The organism is Streptomyces sp. NBC_00057, from assembly GCF_045041165.1.
Lineage (GTDB): Bacteria > Actinomycetota > Actinomycetes > Streptomycetales > Streptomycetaceae > Streptomyces.
Map to the genome: position 1 here is coordinate 3,972,298 of NZ_CP108256.1, position 26,088 is coordinate 3,998,385.

Annotated in this window: 28 protein-coding genes and 3 pseudogenes; 16 read left to right on the forward strand and 15 right to left on the reverse strand. The window is 69.6% G+C overall.

Features of this window, described 5'->3' with window-relative positions:
• Window positions 1-12 precede the first annotated feature (12 nt).
• On the reverse strand, window positions 13-885 hold the full coding sequence (locus tag OG953_RS18470) for an NAD(P)H-binding protein (protein ID WP_405685476.1): 873 nt from the start codon (window positions 883-885) through the stop codon (window positions 13-15).
• An 846-nt stretch (window positions 886-1,731) separates the two neighbouring features.
• Between OG953_RS18470 and OG953_RS18475 the strand changes: the two are divergent.
• The 6 genes and pseudogenes from OG953_RS18475 to OG953_RS18500 all read left to right on the forward strand — a co-directional run.
• Window positions 1,732-2,159 (forward strand): annotated as a pseudogene (locus OG953_RS18475) (hypothetical protein); the annotation flags it as partial.
• Window positions 2,160-2,329: 170 nt separating this feature from the next.
• The gene (locus OG953_RS18480; protein WP_405685477.1) at window positions 2,330-4,558 is read left to right on the forward strand and encodes an acetate--CoA ligase family protein; all 2,229 of its coding nucleotides are present in this window, start codon (window positions 2,330-2,332) and stop codon (window positions 4,556-4,558) included.
• 67 nt (window positions 4,559-4,625) lie between these two features.
• Window positions 4,626-5,465 carry an enoyl-CoA hydratase/isomerase family protein gene (locus tag OG953_RS18485; RefSeq protein ID WP_405685479.1) on the forward strand — a complete coding sequence of 280 codons (840 nt, stop codon included), beginning with the start codon at window positions 4,626-4,628 and terminating at the stop codon, window positions 5,463-5,465.
• Window positions 5,466-5,839: 374 nt separating this feature from the next.
• A complete protein-coding gene (locus tag OG953_RS18490; protein ID WP_405685480.1) occupies window positions 5,840-6,346 on the forward strand; it encodes a SigE family RNA polymerase sigma factor in 507 nt (168 codons plus the stop codon).
• 41 nt (window positions 6,347-6,387) lie between these two features.
• Window positions 6,388-7,662 (forward strand): hypothetical protein, encoded by a 1,275-nt coding sequence (locus OG953_RS18495; RefSeq protein ID WP_405685482.1) that lies wholly within the window; start codon window positions 6,388-6,390, stop codon window positions 7,660-7,662.
• 427 nt (window positions 7,663-8,089) lie between these two features.
• Complete coding sequence (locus tag OG953_RS18500; protein WP_405685483.1) at window positions 8,090-8,758, forward strand: class I SAM-dependent methyltransferase; 669 nt, start codon at window positions 8,090-8,092, stop codon at window positions 8,756-8,758.
• A 168-nt stretch (window positions 8,759-8,926) separates the two neighbouring features.
• On the opposite strand, the gene OG953_RS18505 is transcribed toward OG953_RS18500, so the two are convergent.
• The 4 genes from OG953_RS18505 to OG953_RS18520 form a co-directional block, all read right to left on the reverse strand.
• On the reverse strand, window positions 8,927-9,160 hold the full coding sequence (locus OG953_RS18505; protein WP_405685485.1) for a hypothetical protein: 234 nt from the start codon (window positions 9,158-9,160) through the stop codon (window positions 8,927-8,929).
• A gap of 77 nt (window positions 9,161-9,237) precedes the next feature.
• The gene (locus OG953_RS18510; protein ID WP_405685487.1) at window positions 9,238-10,134 is read right to left on the reverse strand and encodes a hypothetical protein; all 897 of its coding nucleotides are present in this window, start codon (window positions 10,132-10,134) and stop codon (window positions 9,238-9,240) included.
• Window positions 10,135-10,143: 9 nt separating this feature from the next.
• Entirely contained in the window at window positions 10,144-11,109 is a 966-nt protein-coding gene (locus OG953_RS18515) for a helix-turn-helix domain-containing protein (protein ID WP_405691908.1), read from the reverse strand.
• A 276-nt stretch (window positions 11,110-11,385) separates the two neighbouring features.
• Window positions 11,386-11,826 carry an ATP-binding protein gene (locus OG953_RS18520; protein ID WP_405685489.1) on the reverse strand — a complete coding sequence of 147 codons (441 nt, stop codon included), beginning with the start codon at window positions 11,824-11,826 and terminating at the stop codon, window positions 11,386-11,388.
• A 155-nt stretch (window positions 11,827-11,981) separates the two neighbouring features.
• On the opposite strand from OG953_RS18520, the gene OG953_RS18525 reads away from it, so the two are divergent.
• Together OG953_RS18525 and OG953_RS18530 are read left to right on the forward strand one after the other, a co-directional pair.
• The gene (locus OG953_RS18525) at window positions 11,982-12,860 is read left to right on the forward strand and encodes a helix-turn-helix domain-containing protein (protein ID WP_405685491.1); all 879 of its coding nucleotides are present in this window, start codon (window positions 11,982-11,984) and stop codon (window positions 12,858-12,860) included.
• Window positions 12,857-13,066, forward strand: a complete 210-nt coding sequence (locus OG953_RS18530; protein WP_405685492.1) for a DUF397 domain-containing protein — start codon at window positions 12,857-12,859, stop codon at window positions 13,064-13,066. Before OG953_RS18525 ends, OG953_RS18530 begins: the two co-directional genes overlap by 4 nt.
• A 53-nt stretch (window positions 13,067-13,119) precedes the next feature.
• Here OG953_RS18530 and OG953_RS18535 read toward each other — a convergent pair whose 3' ends face one another.
• From OG953_RS18535 to OG953_RS18550, 4 genes are all read right to left on the reverse strand, one after another.
• Window positions 13,120-14,073 (reverse strand): hypothetical protein, encoded by a 954-nt coding sequence (locus tag OG953_RS18535; protein WP_405685494.1) that lies wholly within the window; start codon window positions 14,071-14,073, stop codon window positions 13,120-13,122.
• A gap of 224 nt (window positions 14,074-14,297) precedes the next feature.
• Window positions 14,298-14,705, reverse strand: a complete 408-nt coding sequence (locus OG953_RS18540) for an arsenate reductase ArsC (RefSeq protein ID WP_405685495.1) — start codon at window positions 14,703-14,705, stop codon at window positions 14,298-14,300.
• Complete coding sequence (arsB, locus tag OG953_RS18545; RefSeq protein ID WP_405685497.1) at window positions 14,698-15,804, reverse strand: ACR3 family arsenite efflux transporter; 1,107 nt, start codon at window positions 15,802-15,804, stop codon at window positions 14,698-14,700. Before arsB ends, OG953_RS18540 begins: the two co-directional genes overlap by 8 nt.
• A complete protein-coding gene (locus OG953_RS18550) occupies window positions 15,801-16,202 on the reverse strand; it encodes an ArsR/SmtB family transcription factor (RefSeq protein WP_405685499.1) in 402 nt (133 codons plus the stop codon). Before OG953_RS18550 ends, arsB begins: the two co-directional genes overlap by 4 nt.
• Window positions 16,203-16,281: 79 nt before the next feature.
• Here OG953_RS18550 and OG953_RS18555 point away from each other — a divergent pair, with 79 nt between their 5' ends.
• From OG953_RS18555 to OG953_RS18570, 4 genes and pseudogenes are all read left to right on the forward strand, one after another.
• Window positions 16,282-16,758 carry an ArsI/CadI family heavy metal resistance metalloenzyme gene (locus OG953_RS18555; RefSeq protein ID WP_405685501.1) on the forward strand — a complete coding sequence of 159 codons (477 nt, stop codon included), beginning with the start codon at window positions 16,282-16,284 and terminating at the stop codon, window positions 16,756-16,758.
• A 183-nt stretch (window positions 16,759-16,941) separates the two neighbouring features.
• Window positions 16,942-17,556, forward strand: a complete 615-nt coding sequence (locus OG953_RS18560) for a flavin reductase family protein (RefSeq protein WP_405691910.1) — start codon at window positions 16,942-16,944, stop codon at window positions 17,554-17,556.
• A gap of 50 nt (window positions 17,557-17,606) precedes the next feature.
• Window positions 17,607-17,786: pseudogene (locus tag OG953_RS18565) on the forward strand (hypothetical protein); the annotation flags it as partial.
• Between the two features lie 109 nt (window positions 17,787-17,895).
• Window positions 17,896-18,480 carry a recombinase family protein gene (locus OG953_RS18570; RefSeq protein ID WP_405685503.1) on the forward strand — a complete coding sequence of 195 codons (585 nt, stop codon included), beginning with the start codon at window positions 17,896-17,898 and terminating at the stop codon, window positions 18,478-18,480.
• Between the two features lie 21 nt (window positions 18,481-18,501).
• Here the strand turns inward: OG953_RS18570 and OG953_RS18575 are convergent, their stop codons facing one another.
• Complete coding sequence (locus OG953_RS18575; RefSeq protein WP_405685505.1) at window positions 18,502-19,074, reverse strand: class I SAM-dependent methyltransferase; 573 nt, start codon at window positions 19,072-19,074, stop codon at window positions 18,502-18,504.
• A 132-nt stretch (window positions 19,075-19,206) separates the two neighbouring features.
• A complete protein-coding gene (locus OG953_RS18580) occupies window positions 19,207-19,491 on the reverse strand; it encodes a hypothetical protein (protein WP_405685506.1) in 285 nt (94 codons plus the stop codon).
• Between the two features lie 37 nt (window positions 19,492-19,528).
• On the opposite strand from OG953_RS18580, the pseudogene OG953_RS18585 reads away from it, so the two are divergent.
• The 3 genes and pseudogenes from OG953_RS18585 to OG953_RS18595 all read left to right on the forward strand — a co-directional run.
• Window positions 19,529-20,008: pseudogene (locus tag OG953_RS18585) on the forward strand (GlxA family transcriptional regulator); the annotation flags it as partial.
• Between the two features lie 276 nt (window positions 20,009-20,284).
• A complete protein-coding gene (locus tag OG953_RS18590) occupies window positions 20,285-20,536 on the forward strand; it encodes a DUF6400 family protein (protein WP_405685507.1) in 252 nt (83 codons plus the stop codon).
• On the forward strand, window positions 20,520-20,765 hold the full coding sequence (locus OG953_RS18595) for a hypothetical protein (RefSeq protein WP_405685509.1): 246 nt from the start codon (window positions 20,520-20,522) through the stop codon (window positions 20,763-20,765). Before OG953_RS18590 ends, OG953_RS18595 begins: the two co-directional genes overlap by 17 nt.
• Before the next feature lie 118 nt (window positions 20,766-20,883).
• Here OG953_RS18595 and OG953_RS18600 read toward each other — a convergent pair whose 3' ends face one another.
• From OG953_RS18600 to OG953_RS18610, 3 genes are all read right to left on the reverse strand, one after another.
• The gene (locus OG953_RS18600; RefSeq protein ID WP_405685510.1) at window positions 20,884-21,933 is read right to left on the reverse strand and encodes a Zn-dependent alcohol dehydrogenase; all 1,050 of its coding nucleotides are present in this window, start codon (window positions 21,931-21,933) and stop codon (window positions 20,884-20,886) included.
• Window positions 21,930-23,084 carry an acyl-CoA dehydrogenase family protein gene (locus OG953_RS18605; RefSeq protein ID WP_405685512.1) on the reverse strand — a complete coding sequence of 385 codons (1,155 nt, stop codon included), beginning with the start codon at window positions 23,082-23,084 and terminating at the stop codon, window positions 21,930-21,932. Before OG953_RS18605 ends, OG953_RS18600 begins: the two co-directional genes overlap by 4 nt.
• An 82-nt stretch (window positions 23,085-23,166) precedes the next feature.
• Entirely contained in the window at window positions 23,167-24,081 is a 915-nt protein-coding gene (locus tag OG953_RS18610) for an SDR family oxidoreductase (protein WP_405685514.1), read from the reverse strand.
• 83 nt (window positions 24,082-24,164) lie between these two features.
• Between OG953_RS18610 and OG953_RS18615 the strand changes: the two genes are divergently transcribed.
• Window positions 24,165-25,091 carry a cyclase family protein gene (locus tag OG953_RS18615; RefSeq protein WP_405685515.1) on the forward strand — a complete coding sequence of 309 codons (927 nt, stop codon included), beginning with the start codon at window positions 24,165-24,167 and terminating at the stop codon, window positions 25,089-25,091.
• 50 nt (window positions 25,092-25,141) lie between these two features.
• On the opposite strand, the gene OG953_RS18620 is transcribed toward OG953_RS18615, so the two are convergent.
• A complete protein-coding gene (locus tag OG953_RS18620; protein ID WP_405685517.1) occupies window positions 25,142-25,678 on the reverse strand; it encodes an ATP-binding protein in 537 nt (178 codons plus the stop codon).
• Window positions 25,679-26,088: the final 410 nt, after the last annotated feature.

Sequence of the window (26,088 nt, forward strand, 5' to 3'; positions counted from 1 at the left end):
CGGGCCCCGGGCTCAGCCGGTCCAGGCGCCCGCGTCGGCCGCCTTGCGCACGAACGTGCCGAAGTCCCGCGGCGCGCGCCCCAGCGCGCGCCGCACTCCATCGACGACCGGAGCCTCCTGGCTCGTACGGATCGGCTTCATCGCGTCCGTCCACAGCGCCGCTTCCTCGGGGGACATCCCCTGGGCGACCAGTCCCGCCACGAACTCCTGCTCGGGAACCGGGACGTACCCGGCCCGCCGCCCGGTGACCTTCGCGATCTCGGCCAGGGCGTCGTCGACGGTGAGCGCCCGCGGTCCGGACAGCTCGTACACCTGACCCTCGTGGCCGGGCCGGGTGAGCGCGGCGACCGCGACATCCGCGATGTCCTCCGCGTCGACGAACGCGGCGGCCCCGTCCCCGGCGGGCAGAGCCAGCTCACCGCCGATCACCCCGTCGCGGAAGACCCCCTCGCTGAAGTTCTGCGCGAACCAGCCGGGCCGCAGGATCGTCCACGGCACCCCCGAGGCCCGCACCGCGATCTCCCCCTCCAGGTGCGGCCCGGTCCCGTCGTAGGAATCCCCGAAGTACCCCGGCACGTCGGCGCCCCGGGCGGACAGCAGCACCAGTCTCCCGGCCCCGCCCGCCACGGCCTGCTCCACCAGGGAGGGCGTCCGGGAGGGAGCGAGGTCCAGCGGAACGATGTACACCGCCGCGACCCCCTCCAGCGCCGCGCCCCAGGTCCCCCGGTCGTCCCAGTCGAACGGTGTCTCCCCGGACCGCGACGCCACCCGCGTCTCCACCCCTTGCTCCCGCAGCCGTTCCACGACCCTGCGTCCGGTCTTGCCGGTACCTCCGATGACGAGTACGGGCCGGTCTGTACGAGCGTTCTGTGCTTCCTGTGTCATACGAGAAGCCTGTCCCGGCGCCCCGTCCGCGGGCCATGTCCCGGAATCCGGAATGGATGTCCGTGCGTCCGGCCGCCGGAACAGGAAGTATGCGGGCGGCACAGTGACCGGCAGCGCCGGGGGTAGCCCGACGTCCGACGCCCTGGAGCGCCAGGCGGTGAACATCCGCCCGAACCCCCACTACGGAGCGGCCCTCGGCTACGCCGACCGGATAGCAGATGCCTTGAAGGAAGCCACTGACGCAGACGCGAAGTGGGCGCCGAAGCTCCGCGCCCTCAAGGCCGACGACGACCTCGTGGTCTCGGACCGGGATTGGGTGGACGTGAAGTCCGACCGGGGTGGGGTACTCAAGGCCGCCGACCCCTACCTGGACAGCATCAAGGCCCCGCCGAAGGAAGCCACGCCCGAGGAGAACGCGGAGTGGTGGAAGAATCTCACCTCGGAGCAGCGGGCCGACTATCTGGCCGTCCATCCGAATTCCATCGGATCGATGAACGGCCTCCCGTCCGACGTTCGCGACGAGGCGAACCGAATGGTTCTGAACGAGACGAAGGCGAGATACCAGCTGGAGCTGGACGCCATTCCGAAAGAGCCGACCAAGTATCGCAGTCGACGTACGGTTGCACAAAGCGAGCAAAGTCGGAAACGCCCCGGACCTCCTGGAGGTCACCGTCGAATCAGCTTGCTACCGGTCGAAATAGCCCACCGTGAGGCAAGACGGCCTGCCCTGCGGGCTGCCCTAGGGGCCGCCCGGCGGGTCGGGAGCGGGGTCGGAGACGTACGGCAGCAACGGTCACATTCTTCGTTCGACAAGCCACCCTGCCCCCGCCGACCGGAACGATCAGCATGCTCAGCAGTCACTCGACTCGCCGGACAGACCCTGGGGCTGTCCATGCGTCCACGAAGCCGCTCGAATTCGATCGCCTCTACGGCGAGTTGGATCAGGCGATGCGTGCCTGTCCGGGTCAGCCCGCAGACGACGGGGCCGACAGGCCGAGCGATGCCCTGCTCGCATACATGCACCACACCTGGCACACCCGACCCTGAGCCCTGTCGGTAGCCGAACTCCAGTTGCGCGCGTATGCCCGGAATCCTCCCGGCCGCCTGCGCTTGCGCCTCGGCGAGTTCCATCCAGTGCCGGACGTCGGGCCGGCCGAGTCCGAAATCCAGGACTGGCTCTTCCGGCTCGCCGATCACCTCAAGCGGAGTATCGATTAAACGTCCCGCCGACGACAGAGTCGCAGACTCATGGGGAGTGGCACGCGCGCTTCCCCCGAGCTCGCGCAGTTCCGACAATCCCGCCCACCCTTCCGTGCGTCCGGATCAGCCTTTGCCTGCATACCCATTCCTGACGGGCCGTCAGTTCAGTAACCTGACAGTGTGTCAGCTTCGGGCTGGCCGGGCACGATCACCCGACGGACTTCGAGCAGGAGTGGGCGGAACGATGCTTGGATCGACTCACGGCACCCTCACCACCGACTTCCGCGCCAGGGTGGTGGCCTGCGGCGAAGAGCCGCATGCCATCGTCCACAGCATGGCGGCCACCGCCGCGGAGGGCGATCTCGATGTCAGCGGCCGCCCGCTGCACGCGCCCGTGCCGGATCTGGACCGGTTCTTCCGGCCCGAGTCCGTCGCCGTCATCGGCGCGTCCGACACCGAGGGGCGGCCCAACACCGGAATCACCCGACAGCTGATCGGCTGGGCCGAGCGGGTCGGGGCACGGCTGTATCCCGTGCATCCCAGCCGGGAGTCCGTGTTCGGGCGGGCCTGTTCTCCTTCCGTCGCGGACCTGCCGGAGCAGGTCGATCTGGCCGTGCTGCTGGTCGGTGATCCGCTCCCGGTGATCGAGGAAATCGCGCAGTCCAAGGTGAAGTTCGCCGTGGCCTTCGCCTCCGGGTTCGCCGAGACCGGTGAGGAGGGCGCCGCCGCCCAGGCGCGGCTGGCCGCGGCGGTGGAGCGGTCCGGGCTGCGGCTGCTCGGGCCGAACACCAACCTCAACGCCTTCGAGGAGTTCCGGGACGATCTGGACGGGCCGGCCATCGCGCTGATCACTCAGTCCGGTCACCAGGGCCGCCCCGTCTACACCCTTCAGGAGCTGGGCGTGCGGCTCTCGCACTGGGCGCCCACGGGCAACGAGGCGGATCTGGAGGCCGCCGACTTCATCTCGTACTTCTCGCAGCGCCCAGAAGTCGGGGCCATCGCCTGCTACGTGGAGGGCCTGAAGGACGGCCGCTCCTTTCTGCTGGCCGCGGACCGGGCGGCACGGGCCGGCGTTCCGGTGGTGGTGGTCAAGGTGGGGCGTACGGAGACGGGGGCCCGGATGGCCGCCTCACACACCGGCAAGCTGACGGGCGCCGACCAGGTGGTGGACGCGGCGATGCGGCAGTTCGGCGTGATCCGGGTGGACGGGCTCGACGAACTCCAGGACACCGCCGCCCTGCTGGCCCGGGCGCGGAAGCCGCAGGCCGACGGGGTCGTCGTGTATTCGATCTCGGGCGGCACGGGCGCGCACTTCTCGGACCTGGCGACCGGCGCGGGGCTGAAGATCCCCACCCTGTCCGAGGAGAAGCAGCGCGAGCTCCACGAGTGGATCCCCGGCTATCTGAACGTGGCGAACCCGGTCGACAACGGCGGCCATCCGGTCGGCGACTGGCGCGGCCGGAAGATCATCGACGCCATCCTCGCCGACCCCGCCGTCGGGGTGCTGATCTGTCCGATCACCGGCCCCTTCCCCCCGATGAGCGACAGGCTCGCGCAGGACCTGGTCGACGCGGCGGAGACCACGGACAAGCTGGTGTGCGTGGTGTGGGGCTCGCCCGTCGGTACGGAGGACGCGTACCGCACGACGCTGCTCGGCTCGTCCCGCGTCGCCACCTTCCGTACCTTCGGCAACTGCATCACCGCCGTGAAGGCCTATCTGGATCACCACCGCTTCGCCGCCTCCTACCGCTCCCCCTTCGACGAGGCGCCGCGCACGCCGTCGCCCTCGTTCCGCAAGGCGCAGGCACTGATGCGCCCGGGACACCAGCTGAGCGAGCACGCGGCGAAGCAGCTGCTGCGGGCGTACGGAATCCGCGTTCCGCGCGAGCAGCTGGTGACCAGCGCCGCGGCGTCCGTCCGCGCCGCCGGGCAGGTCGGCTATCCGGTCGTCATGAAGGCGTCGGGTGCCCAGCTCGCCCACAAGACCGAGCTGGGCCTGGTCAAGATCGGACTCACCTCCGCCAGCCAGGTGCGCGACGCGTACCGCGAACTGACGGACATCGCACGGTACGAGGGCGTCGAGCTGGACGGAATCCTGGTCTGCCAGATGGTCGAGCGCGGCGTCGAGATGATGGTCGGCGTCACGCACGACGCCTTGTTCGGGCCGACGGTGACGGTCGGGCTCGGCGGTGTACTGGTCGAGGTGCTGCACGACGCGGCGGTGCGCGTGCCGCCGTTCGGCGAGGACCAGGCGCGGTCGATGCTGGCCGAACTGCGCGGCCGAGCCCTGCTGGAGGGCGTGCGCGGCGGTCCGCCGGTGGATGTGGACGCGCTCGTCGAGGTCGTGCTGCGGGTGCAGCGGATGGCCCTGGAACTGGGCGACGACCTCGCCGAGCTGGACATCAACCCGCTGATGGTGCTGGGGCGCGGGCAGGGCGCGGTGGCGCTGGACGCACTCGCCGTCTGCCGCTGACCGGTCACCCGGCCGACCGCCTCGAAAGCCGCGCCACCGGCCGACCCACCTACCCAGGAGCTGCCTCATGCCGTCCTCCCCCGAAGACACCGCCGAGTCCACCGAGTCCACCGACCCGCTCGACTCATTGGTACTCCACACCACTGACAACGGCGTCTCCTGGATCACGCTCAACCGCCCCGAAGCGATGAACGCCGTCACCTGGGACCAGCGGGAACGTGTCATCGCCCTGCTCGCCGCGGCCTCCGCCGACCCGGCTGTCCGGGCCGTCGTCCTCACCGCCACCGGCCGCGGCTTCTGCGCGGGCGCCGACCTGCGCGGCGCCCCGTCGACGGGCGACCGAGTGCCGGGCGATGTCGCCCGTACGATCCGGCTCGGCGCTCAGCGCCTGATCGCCGCGGTCCTGGACTGCGAGAAGCCGGTCATCGCGGCCGTCAACGGCACGGCGGCCGGAATCGGCGCGCACCTCGCCTTCGCCTGCGATCTGGTGCTGGCCGCCGAATCGGCGAAGTTCATCGAGGTGTTCGTACGCCGCGGCCTCGTACCCGACGGCGGCGGCGCGTATCTGCTGCCGCGGCTGATCGGCCCGCAGCGCACCAAGGAGCTGATGTTCTTCGGCGATTCGCTCACGGCGGCGGAGGCGGAACACCTCGGGCTGATCAACCGGGTGGTGCCGGACGAGGAGTTGGCAGCGACCGCCCGGGCGTGGGCGCAGCGGCTGGCTGACGGACCGACCCGTGCGATCGCCCACACCAAGCAGCTGGTGAACGCGTCGCTGGAGTCCGACCGGGCGACGGCGTTCGCGGCCGAGGCGATGGCCCAGGAGATCAATATGACGACGCAGGACGCCAACGAGGGCGTGGCGAGCTTCGTTGAACGGCGTACACCGAAGTACCGGGGGCTGTGAGCGGCCCCGGAAGCCCTCTGGCGTCCCTCCGACCTTGAACACACCTTCAAAACCGGCGACCCGCCACCCACTACGACGTGGTTAGTCGACGCGGTAGCGGGGGTGGCTCGGCGGCGCGTGCCGCCGCACAGTTGGCGTAGTACACGCGCGGGCTCAACAACCGGGGTTTACGCCCGCCTCCGCGTGTAAGAGGCATACGAGCGATGGCGCACGGCCTCTAAGCGCTGGAGGGGACCGGCACCTCGGTGGTCGGGGCGCTGCGGGAACTACTCGCCGATGAGCTCGCGGAGAGAAAAAGCGACTCGGGTGAAACATCTCGCCGCCCCCACCGCATCTAAATGGTGTAGGCGACGAGGCAAGGGGGAGGGCGGCGGATGAGACGGTCCCAGGAGAGCGGCTTCCGGGAGTTCGCGGCGGCCCGCATGGGGCATCTCTTCCGTTCGGCGTGCCTGTTGACCAGCGGTGACACCTATCTCGCCGAGGATCTGGTGCAGGAGACGCTCGGGCGGATGTATGTGGTGTGGGGCCGGTCGTCGAAGCTCGGCAATCCGGCGGCGTACGCGCAGACCGTTCTTGTGCGTGTCTTTCTGGCGCACCAGCGGCGGCGTTCGTCGGGAGAGCGGCCGAGTGACGAGATTCCCGCGGAGACGGCCGCGCAGGGGGACGCCTCGCTGCGGATCACGCTCCTGGACGCGCTGCGGAAGCTGCCGGCGAAGGACCGGGCGGTGGTCGTGCTGCGGTACTGGGAGGACCGGTCTGTCACGGAGACTGCGGACGTCCTCAACGTCAGCTCCGCAGCCGTACGCACCCGCAGTACCCGTGCACTCGCCCGGCTGAGGATGCAACTGGGCGACAGCATCGGAGAGTTCGCCGCGCACTGATCAGTCCGACTGACTTTTACGATAAATGGTGGTGGTTTGGCATGTCTGGAACGCGGGAGGAACTGGACGCGTTCGAAGGCGGGCTCGGTGACGCGCTGCGCCGCACCGGGGAGGACTTCTCCGTGGAGGGGCGCCCGCTGGTGGACGGCGGCGTCGTGCGCGGCCGGCGGGGGCTGCGGCGCAGGCGGGTCGCGGCCGTGACCGGCAGCGTCGCGGCGCTCGCCGTCGTGGGGTTCGGGGCGTCGTACGCCACAGGGGCGTTCGGTGGCGGCTCGGGGCAGGGCAGGGCCGGCGTGGCCGCGCAGCCGAAGGTGCAGGAGACCGGCCCTTCGACGAAGTCGTCGCCCGGCAAGGGGCCGCAGCTCTCGGCGCAGCAGGTGATCGAGACGTTGGAGGGGCTGCTGCCGGAGGGGAAGGTCAGCGGGCAGTCGGGGCGCGGTACGGCCGACCGGTTCGGGCCGTCGGCGCACCTCGTCTTCGACGATGGCAAGGGCAAGGCTGCGATCGGTGTGAGCGTCGGCGCCATCGACCCGGACGGCACGCAGGCGGAGCAGCAGCTCGAATGCCCCGACAAGACCTTCGTGCCGTACGACTCCTGCCGGAATGAGACGCTTTCCGACGGTTCGCGCCTGATGGTGTTGCGCGGGTACGAATACCCTGACAAGCGCGTGGACACCAAGAGGTGGCACGCCTATCTCGTGACCCCCGACGGCTACACGGTCGATGCCAGCGAATGGAACGCGCCCGCAGAGAAGGACGCCGCCGTTTCACGGGCCGAACCCCCGCTCGCTGTTGGGCAGTTGAAGGGACTCGTCACCTCCGACGAGTGGCGGCCCGTGATGAACGCTCTGAGAAAGGCGGCCCCGGAGCCGGTACAGCAGCCGCCGGCGCGGGGGCAGGGCGGCCAGGCGATCCTGAGGAAGCTCAAGTCGCTGCTGCCCGTGTCCGCGAAGGTGGCCTCGGAGCACGGTGACGACGGATTCGCGTACGTCGTCGTGAATGACGGCAGGGGCGCGAGCCTGGTGCAGATCAACGTGCAGCCGAACATGTCCGACGTGGAGGGGGAGCTGTTCGGGTCCGGGGCGGAGGTGCTGCCGGACGGGACGAAGGTCGTCACGCATCAGGGCCCGGGCGAGAAGGGCGGTGCGGGCGTGGTGATGTGGACCGCCGACACCATCCGCACGGACGGCCTCCGGGTCGTGGTGTCCGCGTTCAACTCCGGGTCCCAGAACGCGAAGGCCACGCGGCAGACACCCGCGCTGACCATGCAGCAGCTGAAGTCGATCGCCACGAGCGGGAAGTGGGCCGGAAAGTAGGAGCGTAGGCAACGAACCTGCTCCTTGCGGCAGCTCGGGAGGCGGCTCACCCTTCGGGGTGCCGCCTCCCTCTTCGTATTGCGCAGGTGAGCGTTGCGCGGCGCTGTTACCTGCCCAGGCGCCCTCGCAGCCGCTGCCGCTGCCGCTGCCGCCAACCGTCGCCACCCTGCTGGACGACACCGAAGGCGCCCGCTCAGCGCGGGCGTGCCTTGCCGACCGACAATGCAACGTCGGCCTACTCGATGACCAGACGTCGATCACTCGGGAAGGTACGCCCTTCACGTCCAACCCGAGGCTGATCCACAGGTCCTGAGCATTGCTCGACCCCGGCTGTACCGCCGGCCACAGGAACAGCCGGCTCGACCGAGGTCGATCTCAGTGCTACTTCCTGAACCTCAACTACGGCCACGCATAATATCGTTGGCTGATGCGCGCCCACCATATTGACCGCCCAGCCGATCTCGACGTGGTCCGTGAGTCCTATGACCGCGTGGCCGACAACTACGCCCACATGGTGGTGACGACGGGAATCGGCGACATCCGTAGCCATCCATGGCTCAAGGCATCCATCGACGCCTTCGCTGACACCGTGAGTGAGCTCGGGCCTGTCCTCGACGTCGGCTGCGGACCCGGAACGGTGACCGCCTACCTTGCCGAACGCGGACTCGACGTGTCCGGGGTCGATCTCTCCCCCCGCATGATCGAGAACGCGCGCCGTCTTCATCCGCAATGCCGCTTCAGCGTCGCCTCTGCCACCGACCTCGACCTTGGTGAAGCGTCTCTTGGCGGCGTGCTCGGGTGGTGGTCACTGTTCAACCTCCCCCGTGACGTCCTTCCTCAGGTTCTCGCCCAGTTCGCGCGCGCCCTGAAGCCAGGCGGACACTTCATCACCGCAACACACGTCGGCGACGAAGACGCAGTGCGCACCGAGGCCTACGGAGGTGTACCCGTTCGTTGGACGACACACAAATGGCGGCCGGAGCAACTCGTGGACCTGATCGAGCAGGCTGGACTGCGCCCAGTAGCCGAACTTCGGCTCCCTGCAGATGAGCAAACCGGGCCGGGTCTGGTCGTCATGGCCAAGCAACCCGGCTGAGAATCAGGCGTCGGAAGCGGCACAGGGCCCCGTGCCGGGCAAGGCTCCTCCGGGCGGTCGCGACGCCGGTTGAAGGTGCTGCGAAGCCCTCTGGCGTCCCTCCCCCTGCCCTCCCGCTACGCCCTACCGCCGGAGAGGTGCCGATGCGCTCCTCCTCGTCGGCTGCGGCTACCCCACTGCGAAGACGTCCTCGACGGTTGCGGCAGTGGGGGCGCGCAGGAGCCAGCGGTTCAAGATGTCGAGGTCGGTGCAGCCTGTGATGCGTTCGCGCGCCTCGTCGGGCACGTCAAAGCCCGCCTGGGCGAGAAGAAGCAGGATGCCCAGCACGACGCCTTCCGCACGGCCTTCGTCCCGGTTTTCTTCCGAGAGCGGTGACTTGTAGAAAGAAAGGCCCACGGCCACCAGATTCCTCCACTGTTGTGCGGCCGGGACTCACCGAGTGTGCGGGCCACCGGCGGGCCCCGGCCGCAGCGCTCCGGCTACTTCTCGATGAAGACGTCCTCGACCGATGTCGCAGTGGGCGCACGCAGGAGCCAGCGGCTCAGGGTGTCGAGGTCGGTGCAGCCCGTGATGCGATCGCGCGCCTCGTCGGGTACGTCGATACCGGCCTGAGCAAGAAACAGCAGGATGCCCCGCGCGAAACCTTCTGTACGGCCTTCTGTGCGGCCTTCTGCGCGGCCTTCGTCCCGGATCTCCTCCGAGAGGGATGACTTGTAGAAAGAAAGATCCACGGCCACCAGATTCCTCCACTGTTGTGCGGCCGGGCGGTTGCCCAGGCCCTGTGCGATGAGTTCGACGATGGGGTCGGCGATGGTTTCCGGTACATCACGCAGAGTGGTCGACAGCGTCTTCAGTATGGCACCGATGTCCGGATCGCCTGCGTGTGTGATCGCGGCCAGCGTGGCTAATGCCAGGTCCTTGCGGGCCTCGGCCACATCCGTGATCACCGGCATGTTGTGCGGGCCCGCGACGAGGGCTTGCAGGGTGAGCACAGGCGATTGCGGATGGCCGACGCGGAACGGGCGTGCGGCCCATTCGGCGGTGGCCCGGTCCTGGCAGACGACCAGCAGCATGGGCGGCAGCTTGTACTTCGCCTGCAGGTAGGAAAGGTAGTACATCCAGCTCGCCGGCTTGTCCGGGTCCTTCTTGCCCTGGGCCTCGATCGCCAGGAGGTAGGACCGGTCGTCCTCCATGTCGATGCGCAGCAAGGTGTCGACCCGGCGTTCGAGCGGCCGGTTCTCGGTGAGGTCCGTGGGCATGACGGAGGCTGAGGCGGGTGGGCCGATCGTGACGCCCAGCACCTCGGAGACACGGGAGAACAGGCCCGGGTACTCCTGGAAGATGCGGTGCATCGCCTCGTGGGACGAGCTGACCATGTGGGTTTCCTAGAGTTGTTGAGCGGTCGGACGGGAGTTGTCGGTCCGGCAGTCGGGGCACTCTCCTGGCTCCGCCGCGCGGAATGCCCTGTCGCAGCCCTCGCAGTTCTGCAGCGGGAACGGCCGGGGCGGGAGATCGGCGGGAGCACGGAACGGGGGCGGTGGCGGAAGCCGGACGGTGAGCCGGTGGGCCAGGAGTCCGGCGGGGCGGCGCATCCCCTCGGGTGGAAGGTCGCTGGTCAGGGCGTGCTGTACGGCGTCGGGGCCGACCTCGCGTTCCAGCCATGCAGCAACCCCCGGGGCCAGGGCGTCCACGTCCTGCGCGGAGAGCAGCAGGCGCGGGTCCTGGTGGTGCAGCCCGGCAAGCAGGTCGGTGGCGGTCCGGAGGAGGGACGCGGCAGGGAAGGCCGGCTTCGGTACGGACAGGGGTGCGGGCCGGCTACGTGGGGCGCGCTCGCGGCGTGGTGCGGGCGCGGGCTCGCAGCGTGGTGCGGGCACTGTGTGGCCCCGGGGCCTTGCAGGGCGCGTGTCATCGGGGTCGGGCGTCATGCAGGGCCTGGAAGGCGCGGGCGGACGGTCCGTACGCTGCGGGCGCGGCGGACAGTCACCGCCCGGCAGAGCGTCCGTGAGCCGCCGGTCGGCAGGCTGGTTGCAGGAGACCGTACGGGTGACGATCCGGCCGTTGGACAGACGCGCTCGGGTGCGTCGCAGATAGCCGTGGGCTTCGAGTTCGCGTAACGCTGCGGCGATCCGGGCCTCGCTCTCCGGGAAGCGGCCGGCGAGATCCTTGATGCCGATCCTGGCCCCGGCGGGCAGCGACTGGATGTGCGCGGCGAGCCCGATCGCGGTGAGGGAGAGCTCACGGTGCTGGGTGAGGTGGTTGCCCACGACCGTGAAACGGCTGGTGTGCCGGGAGTTGTCGTGCACGACACCGGACGAGGCGCGCGAGGACGCGCTAATCTGCTGGGTATCCATCGGGAAGGTCTCTTCTTCCTCGTTGGTCAGGCCCTCGATCGGGATGCCAGTCCCGGCCGGGGGCCGTCGCATGTCTGGGGTTGTTCGTCGCGGCGAGCATATGCCAGCCAACCAGCCCGAAATCCAGCTCAGTTGGACGATCTCACCCGTGTGGGTGACGGCAGGTGGGGTGGGTTCGGGAAGGTTCATTGCCCAAGGTATTCAAGGCTTTTGATGTCCCACGGCGCCGCGTCGCGGGCCACCGGATCATGGATATCCGCGATCCGGTGGCGGCGGTCACGGTACGAGGTCGAGCTCGGCCCAGACGGTCTTGCGGGGGACGGGACCGGGGCTGACTCCCCAACGGTCGGCGAGCGCCTCGACGATGAGCAGACCGCGCCCGGATTCGCTGTCGCCGTCCGGGACGGCCGTGTCGCCCGGACCGGGCGGAAGGCGCTCGCCACGGGCGTCGCTCACCTCGATCCGCAGGAGCGCGCCGCCGTCGTGGATCGCGAGGTCGAGCCGGAAGTCCCTGCCCGGTACGCGGCCGTGCACCATGGCATTGGCGGCCAGTTCGGCGACGATCTGCACGGCCGACTCCGAAGGGATCCCCCACTCGCCCAGATACGCAGCGGTGAGCAGCCGGGCCAGCCTGGCTCCCCGGCTGGTGGGCGAGAGCAACACGGTGAACGTGCGGCCGGGGCCGGGAAGTTGAGGGAGGGTGATTTCTTGTTTCACGTCACTCAGCGTGGCCGGGCATGCATACGCTGACCAGTGATCAAGTGGATGCGTACGGTGACTGTCCGGCGCTTGTCCGGAGCTGTCCGGGCTGTCCGGGTGGGGCGTGCGGGTAGAGGGCGTCGAGGTGTGACGGCACGTCGGAGGTGGCGCGGATGCGGGTGGATGCGAACAGTACGGAGCGGCCCGGGGGCGAGACGGACGAGCCCGGTTGGGAGGTCGACCCCGATGACGAGTCGGGTGCGGCGGTCGTCGCCACGGTGGGGCGGCAGTTGAGGCTGCGCCGGGAGACGGCCGGGATGCGGGCCGTCGAGTTCGGTGTGGCGATCGGGTACGGGGAGGACCAGGTCTACAAGGTCGAGGCCGGGAAACGGATTCCGCGCCCGGAGTATCTGGACAGGGCGGACGAGGTGCTGCGGGCCGGTGGGCTGATCGCCGCGATGAAGAAGGACGTGGCGGAGGTCCGGTACCCGAAGAAGATTCGGGATCTGGCGCGGATGGAGGCGAAAGCGGTCGAGCTGCTGTCGTACGGCGACCACAACCTGCACGGTCTCCTGCAGACGGAAGATCACGCTCGGGCGCTGCTCGGGACGCGCCGACCTGCGTACTCCCAGGATGAGCTGGAACGCATGGTGGCCGCACGTACGGCCCGGCGTTCCATCTTCGACCGATCACCGGCACCGGATCTCAGTTTTGTCCTGGAAGAAGTGACGCTGCGCCGCCCGATCGGCGGGACAATGGTGCGACGCCAGCAGCTTGAACACCTGCTGGAGGTGGGGCAGATGCGGAACGTCGAGATCCAGGTGATGCCGACAAACCGCTGGGACCACCCTGGAACAGGTGGAAAGATCCAGGTGCTGAAGTTCGACGATGGCTCTGGGGTAGGGCGTACCGATGGCGTGCACGGCGGGCGCCCCGTCTCTGATCCGCGACAGCTCCGGGTCCTTGAGCTGCGGTATGGCATCATCCGGGCCGAGGCTCTCACACCACGGGAGTCGCTGGCCTTCATCGAGCAAGCGCTGGGAGAGACATGATCCGCAAAACCTCCGCCGAGGACGCTCCCGAGCTGGCGTGGTTCAAGAGCAGCTACAGCGACAGCAGCGACGGCAACGACTGCGTCGAGGTCGCGACCACTCCCAGCTCGATCCACGTCCGCGACTCGAAGCACGCGCGGGGCCCCCGGTTCGCCGTAACCCCCGACGCATGGGCGGACTTCGTGACGTACGCCGCCGGAAGCTGACCGCCAACGCTCGCCCTGGTCCCGGCACCAGCTCGGGCGGGTTCGGGGATCAGTCACCGCCTGAGCGTGTACCAGTCCGGTGAGTCGACATCGCCGTACTCCCAGTTGAGTTCGGGCCGGTCCGACGTGCCGCTGATCAGCCAGCCATCGGAGTCGCCACCGAAGGAGCAGCTCTCGATGTCGAGCCGCACGCTCTGGCTCCAGGTAGTGGTCTCCCCGGGCTCGTAGGACCACGTACCCCGCCCCGAGCAGCGATACTTCCCGGCTTCCGACACCGCACCGCCCACGACAGCGGGGTCGTGATCCGTCAGCGCATCGGCGCGCGCCGTGCCGTCGGCGGCCAGCCGCAGCGTGCCGCCCTCCCCGTCGGTCCAGGTCCCGACCAGTTGAGCAGCGTCGACCTTCGGCGGGCGGTACTCGGTGACCAGCCCGGTGGCGAACACAACCGCACCGATCCCGCACACGGCCACGGTGGCGAGCACGCCGTAGCCGAGGATGCGCCGGAGCCGACCTCCGTGCAGCGCGGCATCACGGGCCAGGAGGGCCGCCCCCGTCAGCAACACCGCCCCGGTCAGCCAGCCCAGGATCAGCAGGCCGACGCTCAGACGTCGGGTGAGACCGGAAACCGCCACGCCCGCGGTCACCAGCACCACAGCGACGACCGGCACCCACCACCACACGTCCCGGCCGGTGAACCGGGCGCTCGCCCAGCGGGCCACGGAGGCCGTGGGCAGCACGACGAGCAGACTCGCCACCAGGACGAACGGGCCGCCGAAGCAGACGAGGAACGGCGTGAGCAGCAAGGTCATTCCGGGGCCGTCCGGCGGCACAGGCGCCGGAGCGGCCACCTCCGCGAACCCCGCGATCTCGACGCCGAGCACGGCTCCCATGAACAGCGCGCCCGCGCCCGCCAGGATGGACCGTCCGGTCCACAGCTCCGGCAGGCCTGGAGGCGTCTTGGCACCCCCAGGCATCGTCTCCGCGTTTCCTGCGGCAGGTATCGGCATGTGATTCCCTCCCCGTACGTATCCTCGCGCACGGGGAGGGCCCGCCTCTGTCCGGCTCCGGGGCAGGGCGCGCAGCCCGTACGCGCTCGGATCGTCCCGGGCGTCCCGGTCCCGCGACGGGTGACGGGCTCCGGGCCGGTACCGGCCGGACCGGACGCGCAAGGAGGGCACGCATCCACCGGACGTCACCGCAACCGGCGTCAGTCGTCCTGCCACGGGAAGCGTCAGTGGGGCCGGAGTTCGGCGAGCAGGCCGCGGATGCGCTGTTCGATCTCGTCGCGGATCGGGCGGACGGCCTCGACGCCTTGGCCGGCCGGGTCGTCGAGTGTCCAGTCGAGGTACTTCTTGCCGGGGAAGACGGGGCAGGTGTCGCCGCAGCCCATGGTGATCACCACGTCGGACGCCTGCACGGCTTCCACGGTCAGCACCTTCGGCGTCTCGGCGGACATGTCGATGCCGACCTCCGCCATTGCCTGTACTGCGGCCGGGTTCACGGCGTCGGCCGGTGCGGACCCGGCGGAGCGGACCTCCACGCGGTCGCCTGCGAGGTGGGCGAGGAAGGCGGCGGCCATCTGCGAGCGGCCTGCGTTGTGGACGCATACGAACAGCACGGACGGCTTGGACTCAGACATGGGCGGAACCTTCCGGGGCAGCGGCCGGACCGGCCGCCGGGGCGGCCTGGGGGAAGAATCGGCGGGTGGCCAGGGCTACGTAAACCAGGCCGATCAGGACGGGGACCTCGATGAGGGGGCCGACGACTCCCGCGAGGGCCTGGCCGGAGGTGGCGCCGAAGGTGGCGATGGCGACCGCGATGGCGAGTTCGAAGTTGTTGCCCGCGGCGGTGAACGCCAGCGTCGTCGCCTTCGGGTAGTCGAGTCCCACCGCGCGGCCGACCGCCATGGACCCGGCCCACATCAAGGCGAAGTACACGAGCAACGGCAGCGCGATGCGGGCGACGTCGAGGGGCTTGGAGGTGATGGCGTCGCCCTGGAGGGCGAAGAGCACGACGATGGTGAACAGCAGCCCGTACAGGGCGAACGGGCCGATCCGGGGAATCAGCTTCGTCTCGTACCAGGCGCGGCCCCTGGCCCTTTCTCCCAACCGGCGGGTGAGGAAGCCGGCCAGCAGCGGAATGCCGAGGAAGATGAGCACGGAGCGGGCGATCTCCCACACGGAGACGTCGAGGGCGGTCTGTTCCAGGCCGAGCCAGCTGGGCAGGACGGAGAGGTAGAACCAGCCGAGCAGGCTGAACGCGAGCACCTGGAAGACGGAGTTGAGGGCGACGAGAACGGCGGCGGCCTCACGGTCGCCGCAGGCCAGGTCGTTCCAGATGATGACCATGGCGATGCACCGGGCGAGACCGACGATGATCAGGCCGGTGCGGTACTCGGGCAGGTCGGGCAGGAAGATCCAGGCGAGCGCGAACATCAGTGCCGGGCCTACGACCCAGTTCAGCACCAGGGACGGGATGAGCAGCCGCCGGTCGCGGGTGACGGTCTCCAGCCGGTCGTAGCGGACCTTCGCGAGGACCGGGTACATCATCACGAGGAGGCCGAGCGCGATCGGCAGTGAGACGCCGGTGACGGTGACCTTCGCAAGCGCGTCGCCGAGACCGGGGACCATGCGGCCCAGGCCGAGGCCGACGACCATCGCGGCCAGAATCCACACAGCCAGGAACCGGTCCAGGAAAGACAATCGCCCGGCGACCGGCCCTGCGGTCCCGGTGCTCACGAGGCGGCCCCGGCAGGAACCGTCTCGGGGAGCTGCTGCCCTGCGGGGCGGGTGAGGATGGCGGCGAGGCGGTCGGTCGTCTCGGGCAGCAACCGGTAGTACACCCACGTCCCACGCCGCTCGGAGTCGATGAGCCCGGCCTGCTTCAGCAGCTTGAGGTGGTGGGAGATCGTCGGCTGGGACAGGTCGAAGGCGGGTGTGAGGTCGCAGACGCAGACCTCCCCGCCCGCGCGGGAGGCAATCATCGACAGCAACCGCAGCCGCACGGGGTCGCCCAGGGCCTTGAACACCTTCGCCAGCGTCTCGGCCCGGTCCTCGTCCAGCGGCGCCGCCAGCAGGGCGCGGCAGCATCCGTCGGCGCCGTCCTGGCCGAGCACCACAAGCTCTTGTTTCGACATGCTTCTATGTTGACGTTTTTCGATTCAAGGCGCAACCTTGCATCGACAGATGTCAATGCAACCCGATCGGGAGACCACCATGTCCCGTGTCCAGCTCGCGCTCAACGTCGCCGACCTCGAAGCGTCGGTCACCTTCTACTCCAAACTGTTCGGCGTGGAGCCTGCCAAGCGGCGCCCCGGCTACGCGAACTTCGCCCTCACCACGCCGCCGCTCAAGCTCGTCCTGATCGAGGGCGAGCCGGGGCAAGCCACCCGACTGGACCACCTCGGCGTCGAGGTCGCCACCACCGAGGAGGTCACCGCCGCCACCGCCCGCCTCACGGACGCGGGGCTCGCGACGTTCGAGGAGAACGACACGTCCTGCTGCTATGCGCTTCAGGACAAGGTGTGGGTGCACGGGCCCGGACAGGAGCCGTGGGAGGTCTACGTCGTCAAGGCGGATGCCGACCGGATGGGCAAGAGCGCCGCCCTGGACGGCAATGCCTGCTGCGCCGGCGAGTCCGACCGTGACGAGGCCGACGCACCCGCGGCTGCAGGATGCGGCTGCGGCAGCTGACTCACTTCGCACGGCAGCGCCGGACCGTTGGGGCCTGATCGGGTCGGCCGGTCCGGCGCCGGGATCACCGGCGGCCCCGCGTGAGGCCACCGGAGGGGTCCCCGCCCGGACCGGATCCCCTCCCCGCTCTTCCGATCTGACGCATAGTCAGCTTCAATGGGAAGCGTGATGGGACACGCAGGCATGGCCGCCACCGCCGTCCGGTACCTCAGGTCCGTCGGCGCCGCCACCACCGCAGGGCCGACACCGGTCGATCCACTGCCGCGCCCGGATCTGCGGGCCGTCGCCGACGACGAGCGGCTGCCGGTCGACCCGGCCGAATTCCGCCGCGTACTGGGGAACTTCGCGAGCGGGGTCACCATCGTCACCGCGCACGATCCCGACGACGCGCAGGGTCCGGCCGGCTTCGCCTGCCAGTCGTTCGCGTCGCTCTCCCTCGACCCGCCGCTGGTCACCTTCATGGTCGCCCGTACGTCGACGACCTGGCCGCGCATCGCCCGCGCCGGGGCCTTCTGCGTCAACATCCTCGGCGCGGACCAGGGAGCGCTGTGCCGGAGCTTCGCGGTGAGCGGGGCCGACAAGTTCGCGGGGGTGGCGTACGAGGCGGCTCCCGCGACCGGGTCGCCGCTGCTGGACTCCGTACCGGCCTGGATCGACTGCCGCATCCAGGCCGTCCACACCGGGGGCGACCATCTGATCGTGGTCGGCCGGGTGGAGGCGCTGGGGGCGGCGGACGGGGACGGTCCGCTGCTGTTCCACCGGGGGGTGTTCGGGCGGTTCGGCCCGCTCGGCGGGTGAACGTTCACCGCACCCCTGGCCCGGACCGGCGAGTGAGCACGCACTGCGGCCAAGTCGAGCGGGATCTGGTCGCGCACGGATACGTGGTGGATGACGTTCGCGACGCGCCCGACCGTCCAGGAAGGGAGTTCGTCTTCCTGGCGCGACGTCCGCGATCTTCGCATGGAACAGGACAACAACCGTGGCGCAGCGTGACCAGTAGCGGACGTCTCGAAAACCAAGGTTTGTGAGACGGGACGGCAGGCGCCCCAGAAGGGTGCGCAGCACTGCTCAAAACCCGTCTCGAAACGTCCGTCTCAGGCTTGATCTTTTGAGACGAGTTCTGAGACAGTCCGTGCCATGACGACGAACACGATCACCGGTCAGCTCATCGGATACGCCCGCGTCTCCACCGATGACCAGGAAGCACAGTTCCAGCACGACGCACTGACGGCCGCAGGGTGCGCGCGGATCTTCGAGGACAAGGCATCGGGCAAGAACACCAACCGGCCAGAACTCACGGCCGCACTGGACTACGCCAGACCCGGCGACACCTTGTGCGTGTGGAAGCTCGACCGCTTCGCTCGGTCGCTCATCGACCTGGTGACCATGGTCGACGCCCTCCGAGAGCGGGGCATCGGGTTCAAGGTGCTCACGGGTGCGCTGGCCAACATCGACCCCGGCACGGCCGACGGCCGTCTCATGCTTCAGGTGGTCGGAGCCATGGCGGAGCTCGAACGCAGCCTCATCAAGGAGCGCACCCGTGCCGGACTCGACGCAGCCAAGGCGCAGGGGCGTACCGGCGGACGGCCGTCCGTGGTCGATGAGGACGTGCTCACCGTGGCCCGTGCCAGGAAGGCGAAGGGCGAGAGCGTGAGCGCCATCGCCAAGGCTCTCAAAATCTCCCGCGCCACCTTGTACCGCCATCTGGGTGAGAGCGCCTGAGGCAGGCGCACAGCCACGCGGTCAGGCCGCCAGGGCACGGACAAGCATCGTGCCCACAGCCCTGCCCTCTGGCGGGTCGATCCGAGACACGCGCACGTCAGAGAAGCCGTGCCCCGTCAGGATGCGCCGCCACTCATCCGCGGTGCGGTCGTGCCGCAGTCCGGCTTTGGCAGGCTTGGGCCCCTGACTGCCTGGAGGCAAATGCGAGAAGGCCAGGATGCCTCCCGGCGCCATACGCGAGCGGATCAGCGGAAGCAGGGTGTCCGGATCGACGAACCACACGGCGCCAAAGATCGAGAGCACGACATCGAATGTCTCGTCCGTCTCGTTCAGGAACGCCGTCGCCTCCGCCGTACGGAACTCAAGGCCCGGCAGATTGCCCCAGCGCTCCCGCGCGACGGTCTCGCGGGCGGGGGCGATGTCCACCCCTTGACCGGTCGCGCCAAGCGTCACGAGGTGCGCGAGGTTACTACCGCTCCCCGAGCCGAGTTCCAGCACCCGGCGTCCGGCCACGGGGCCCAGAACGCTCTCGTTCGGACCGTGATCGGCGTACTGAGTCCAGTTCAGCCAGGTCGTATCGCCCTTGGCGTTCACGGTCCTGCGTGGCTTGCTCCCGACCGCATACCTGTCCCAGGACTCAGCCAATGACATGCGGTGCTCCTTTCCAGCATGAGGGGCCCACCCCCAACGTACGGGGACAGGCCCCAACTCACATGCTGCTCACTACTACTTGGGCGAGTCGTGGCACCCGGCGTGGCACTGGTTGCAGTCGGCCGCGTCCTCCATGCCCCACAGGTCGGGGTCGATCTCGAACCCGGCCGCCTTGATGGCCTTGATCGTCTGTTCCAGGACGAGCGGGCTGCCGGTCTTGAGGTCGTGGCCGTCCAGCGTCGCCTTGTCGTCGCTGACGCACTGGACACCAGCCGCCGTCCCCGGAAGTTCCGGCACGTGGTGGATGTACCGGCCGAAGTGCCGGCTGGTGAAGTGGTGGTACGGGATCGAGTCGAGCATGAACGAGTGCCACGCCTCGTCCACCTGCTCAGACTGGGTCGCCGCCGGAATCGACCTCTGCCTGCACATCGTGCGCCGCGACCACGGCACCACCGTCGCCAATGACGTCGCCTGCCGCGCGGTGGTGCCCCCGCACAGGGACGGCGGGCAGGCGCAGTACATCCAGCACCCCGTGCCCGAGACGCAGTTCGCGACCACCACCTCCGCGCGCACCTGGGCGCTCGGCCGGCTGGAGCGGCCGATCCAGCTGCGCGACATGGCGCAGCAGGAGTCGATGAGCGTACGGACGTTCACCCGTCGGTTCCGGGAGGAGGTCGGGGTCAGCCCCGTCCAGTGGCTGACCCGGCAGCGGGTCGAACGGGCCCGGCAGCTGCTGGAGTCGACGGACTTGTCGATCGACCAGGTGGCGAGGGACGCGGGCTTCGGGACGCCCACATCGCTGCGGCAGCATCTGCAGGCGGCACTGGGAGTGTCCCCCACGATGTACCGGCGCACATTTCGCACGGGGAGGGCCTGACCGGGCGCTCCGGCCGCCCCCTTCCACATCGCTCGGATCGCCCCACCCGACGCCCTGGATGACCACATGAAGTACGTCACAGTGCCACCCGTGGACCGCGTGCGCCGTCGGTGCCCCGATACCGGCAACCACCCACTTGCGCCGACCGATCCGAGGGCCCCTCCCCCCAGAGGCCGGGGGGCCGCTTCCGCCCGGAGCGACTTAGGTCACCCTTCCCTGTCGCCGCTTCCGCCTGATAGGCATGTGGAGTTCCACCGGCACTTCGGAAGTTTCGCCATGAAAAAGGGAAATCCAGACAGTCTCATACCCTTCACTATCGATCTGACGTTCGAGGAAGCTCGGCGCCGGGCCGAGGTCGTGACCGCACTCGGGCCCGACTGGGACCCGGTCGCCGCCCTCCAGGGCGAGGACGAGGCGTACGCGCTCCTCTACTCGGGCCTGGACGCCGAACAGCAGCGCACCTACGACCTGCTGGTGGAGACCGGCGTCCTGCCGGGAAGGGGGCCGGGTCGTGCGACTGCCCATTGATCCGCAGGCGGACGTGGCCCGCCGCGCCTGGATACCCTGCCCCGTCTGCGACGACGCCCGTCATTGCGAGAACTGCGCCGACCTCCGTAACTGCCGTGAGCATTGGCGCTATCTGATAGCCAACAATGGACCGGTCGTTCATCTCCAGTGTCCGCAGTGCACCCACATGTGGTCCGTGAACACGCGTCCCGACGTCACCCCGCGCGACAGCGGCGCCTTCGGTGACTGACCGACGGCAACGCGGCCGGGCGCGGTGCCGGGGCATGCAGCCCCGGCACGATCCGGACAGGAGGGCCCGGGATTCGCCGGTCCGGGAAGACGCCGGCCCCACAAGACCTTCGCACGGCCTAGAACACCAGCACCCCCCGTGCCACCCGGCCGTGGTGCGCGTCGTCCGCCGCCTTGGCGAAGTCCTCCACCGCGTAGGTCTCGGTGACGAGTTCGTCCAGGAGCAGCCTGCCCTCCCGGTACAGGTCCGCGTAGAGCGCGATGTCCCGCTGCGGGCGCGAGGAGCCGTACCGGCAGCCCAGAATCGACTTGTCCAGGAACAGTGACGAGACGAGGAACGACGCCTCCGCCGTCGCCGCCGGGACGCCCAGCAGGACCGCCTGGCCGTGCCGGTCCAGCAGGTCGATCGCGGTACGGATCAGCTCCGTACGGCCCACGCACTCGAAGACGTGGTGTGCGCCGCTCGGCAGGATCTCCCGTACGCCCTCGGCCGACGCCAGGAAGTGCGTCGCGCCGAACTGCCGCGCCACCGCCTCCTTCGCCGGGTTGGCGTCGACAGCGACGATCGTCAGGGCGCCCGCGATCCGGGCGCCCTGGATCACATTGAGCCCGATGCCGCCCGTGCCGATCACCACGACCGTGTCGCCCCGGTCGACCCTCGCCCGGTTGAGTACGGCTCCGACTCCCGTCAGTACCCCGCAGCCGATCAGGGCCGCCGAGGTGAGCGGCAGATCGGCGGGGATCTTCACCGCCTGCACGGCCTTGACCAGGGTCCGTTCGGCGAAGGCCGAGTTGGACGCGAACTGGTACAGGGGTTTCCCGCGCCGCGAGAACGGCTGTCCCGGCATCCCGATCGCCTTGCGGCACATCGTCGGCCGGCCCCGGTCGCACTGGGCGCACGCCCCGCAGTTGGCCAGCGTGGACAGCGACACATGGTCGCCGGGCGCCACATGGCCGACGCCCGCACCGACGGCCTCCACCACGCCCGCGCCCTCGTGCCCGAGCACCACCGGCGCCGGGAACGGAATCGTCCCGTCGATCACCGACAGATCGCTGTGGCACAGCCCGGCCGCGGCCACCGCCACCAGTACCTCACCGGGGCCCGGATCGCGTATCTCCAGATCGTCGACGACCTCGGTCCGCTTGCCGTCGAAGACGACGCCTCTCATCTCGGCTCCCTCGGTAGGCCGAGCACCCGCTCGGCGATGATGTTCCGCTGGATCTCGTCCGAGCCGCCGTAGATGGTGTCGGACCGGGTGAACAGGAACAGGCGCTGCGCCTCGTCGAGTTCGTACGGTGTCTGCGCCGACCAGTCGTCCGGGCCGACGGCACCCGCCGCGCCCCTGATCTCCACGGCCAGCTCGCCGAGGCGCTTGTGCCAGCCGCCCCAGAGCAGTTTCGCCACGCTGGGTGCGCCTGGGTCGCCCGTGGAGCCCAGGGTGCGCAGGGCGTTCCAGCGCATGGTCTGCAGCTGCGCCCACTGCCTCACGAGGCGCTCGCGCAGTACCGGGTCGGTGACGGCGCCGCCGTCGACGGCGGCGCGGACCACCCGGCCGAGTTCGGCGGCGAACCCGATCTGCTGGACGAGTGTGGAGACGCCGCGCTCCAGGGCCAGCAGCCCCATGGCAACCGCCCAGCCGTTGCCCTCGCCGCCGACACACTCCTGTGCGTGCGCCCCGTCGAAGAAGACCTCGTTGAACTCGCTGGCACCCGACATCTGACGGATCGGCCGCACCTCGATCCTGCCCGGCTGGTCCATCGGCACCAGCAGGAACGACAGGCCGTGGTGGCGGCTGGAGTCTGGCTCCGTACGGGCCAGGACGAAGCACCAGTCGGCGTCCCTCGCGAGCGACGTCCAGATCTTCTGCCCGGTGACGCGATGGCCGCCGCGGCCCTTGTCGGGTACGGCGGCCGTCCGCACCCCGGCGAGGTCCGATCCGGCGCCGGGCTCGCTGTATCCCTGGCACCACAGCTCGTCGCCACGTGCCACGGCGGGCAGGAAGCGCTGCTTCTGCGCTGGGGAGCCATAGGCGATCAGGGTCGGGGCGAGGAGGTTCTCGCCGATGTGGCCGACCCGGGCGGGGGCGTTGACGCGGGCGTACTCCTCGGCCCAGACGACCTGCTGAGTAAGGCTTGCGTGCCGGTTGCCGTGGCCGGCGCCGTGGTTGTCCCAGCCGAGGCCGATCCAGCCGGCACGGCCCAGCTCCCGCTCCCAGGCGCGGCCGCCCTCGGTGGCGCAGGGCTGCGTGAGGTGGGCCTCCAGCCAGGACCGGGCCTCCTGGCGGAAGGCGTCGTCCGCCGCGTCGAATGCGAAGTCCACGTCCACTCCTTGGGGTCGGGCGGAAGATCCAGCCCCTCCGGCGATCGAGGAGCGGGGGCCGGGGCGGAGCCCCGGTGGGAGGTCACGCGTTCGGCCGCGCCCTCGCCGCCGCCGCAGCCGCCATCTCCTCCAGCTGCGCCAGCATCGGCATCGGGTCCGTGCCCACCGTCCCCGGCAGGAAGTCCGCGATCCGTTCCGGGGTCCAGGCCCCCTCCGCGTACCCCGCCCGCAGCTCCCTCGGCTGGGCCCAGACCGCGATCTTCGGTCCTGCGATCGTGTACACCTGGCCGGTGATCTTCTCCTTGCGGGCCCGTTCGCTGAGCAGGTAGACGACGAGCGCCGCCACATCCTCCGGCTCGCCGATCTCCTTGAGTTCCATGGGCACATTGGCGGACATCCGGGTGCGGGCGACCGGGGCGACGGCGTTCGCCGTGACGCCGTACTTGTGCAGGCCGAGCGCCGCGCTCCGTACCAGCGAGATGATCCCGCCCTTGGCGGCGCTGTAGTTGGCCTGGGCGACACTGCCCTGATGGTTGCCGCTGGTGAAGCCGATCAGCGTGCCGCCGTCCTCCTGCTTCCGCATCACCGCCGACGCGGCCCGGAAGACGGTGAAAGTGCCCTTGAGGTGGGTGGCGACCACCGGGTCCCACTCCTCCTCGGACATGTTGAACAGCATCCGTTCCCGCAGGATCCCGGCCACGCACACGACCCCGTCGATCCGCCCGTACTGCGCGAGCGCCGTGTCCACGATCCGCTGCCCGCCCGCCATCGTGGAGATGTCGTCGGCGACGGCCACCGCCTCGCCACCCGCCGCCTCGATCTCCTTGACGACGGACTCCGCTATCTCGCTGCTCGGCTCTCCGCCCTCGATGGAGACGCCGTAGTCGTTGACGACGACTCTCGCCCCCTCGGCCGCCGCCGCGAGCGCGACCGCCCTCCCGATGCCGCGCCCGGCACCCGTAACAGCGACCACTTTGCCTGCCAAGAAGTTCCCCATGCCCGGCCCCTTCCCGCGGTTTCTGACGGACCGTTAGATTTTATGGGTCATCAGGTCCACGAGCACAAGCCCCGGGAGGCTCCATGTCACTGCCGGCCGAGTTCCACGACATCGCCAAGCGGGTCAACAACTGGGGCCGCTGGGGCGCCGACGACGAGATCGGCACGCTCAACCTGATCACCGACGCGGTCGTGCGCGAGGCGGCCGCCGCCGTCCGCACCGGGCTGCGCATCCCGCTCGCGCTCCCCCTCCAGCAGGACGGCGTCCAGAGCGGGCTGATCCCGGGGCGGATCAATCCGCTGCACACCATGGTCCAGATCAACCAGGAACTCTTCGGCCCCGGCACCGTCGCCACCAGCGACGACACAGCCGTCCTGAGCCTGCAGACGGCCACCCACTGGGACGCCCTCACCCACGCCTCGCACTCGGGAAAGATCTACAACGGCCGCCCGGCCGCCACGATCACCGCGCACGGCGGCGCGCAGTTCAGCGGGATCGACAAGGCGCCGCACATCGTCTCGCGCGGGGTGCTGCTCGATGTGGCACGCGCACACGGCACGGACAGGCTGCCCGGCGACCACGCCGTCACCCCCGAGGACCTGGACGCGGCCGAGGAGCTGGCGGGGGTCAGGGTCAGGGCCGGTGACATCGTGCTCGTACGGACGGGTCAGGTGCAGGTCTATCTGGCGGGCGACAAACATGCGTACGCCTATCCGTCGCCCGGCCTCTCGATCAGGACGCCCGAGTGGTTCCGTGCGCGCGATGTCGCGGCGGTCGCCAATGACACCCTGACCTTCGAGATCTTCCCGCCCGAGATCGAGGATCTGTGGCTGGGGGTGCATGCGCTGGACCTGGTCGAGATGGGCATGCTGCAGGGCCAGAACTGGAACCTGGAAAAGTTGTCCACAGCCTGTGCGGAAGTCAGGCGGTACAGCTTCCTGCTCTCCGCGATGGCGGAACCGTTCGTCGGCGCGACCGGCACCCCGGTCGCGCCGGTCGCCGTCCTCTGAAGGGGCTCAGGCCGGCGCCGTACCGCAACCCGGACCGACCGCTTCGGCCTTTATGCGTGATGCGTAACGACTCGTGACGGCTCGTGCGCCTCGCGGTCCGCATCCGCCGCGCCCGGTGCGCCATGAACACCTTGCACGCTCTGCACGCCCGAGTGCACCGGCACCACCTGGATCAGCGGGGCGCCCCGGTCGACCTCGCACCAGATGCGCTTCCCAGCGCCCTCCGGCTGCCAGCCCCAGCGGTCCGCGAGGCCGTCGACGAGCTCCAGGCCCCGGCCGCCGGTGTCCTCGCCCGCCGCGTGGCGCTGCTGCGGCGGTCGGCAGCTGGTGTCGGCCACCTCGACCCGTACGGTCCCGGCCGTCCCCGCCGTTTCCGCCGCGCCGAACAGCATGCGCAGCACCGCCGGACACCCGGTGTGGACCACCGCATTGGTGACCAGCTCCGAGATCAGCAGGATGAGCGTCTCGGCCAGTGGCTCGTCGTCTCTTATCCCGGACCCGACCAGTCTCGATCGCGCCCATCTACGGGCCCTCCCGACCTCCGCGGGATCCGGCCCGACCTCCAGCTGAACCTGAAGCACCTGCACCGCTCACACCATCCGAACCGGCGGACACATCGCCTCGCGCCTCCTCAGGGTCACGGAACGTGATTCCCTTACGAGACAGCATGGTTGACGTACAGTCACCGCAACAAGCGCTTCGGGCATATTCCAGCGCGAAGGAGTACGCGTGGTGCATACTGTGCGACGCACGCTGCGGGGAGTCGAACAGAGGCGCATCGACGCTGCGGGAGCCGTCTCCCGGGCAGGCCCGGCGCCTCTGCGTGGAATGCGAGCAGGGCACCTCTTCCGGACCGGAGTCGCCGCACGGGCAACATCCGGATCATCCGGTTCCAGAACCTCTCGCATCCAACGGAGGGTACCCGAGCCCGGCGCCGACTCCACCCCGTGACGAATCACGCAAAGGACACAAGCCGGCATCGGAACCCGCCGACTCC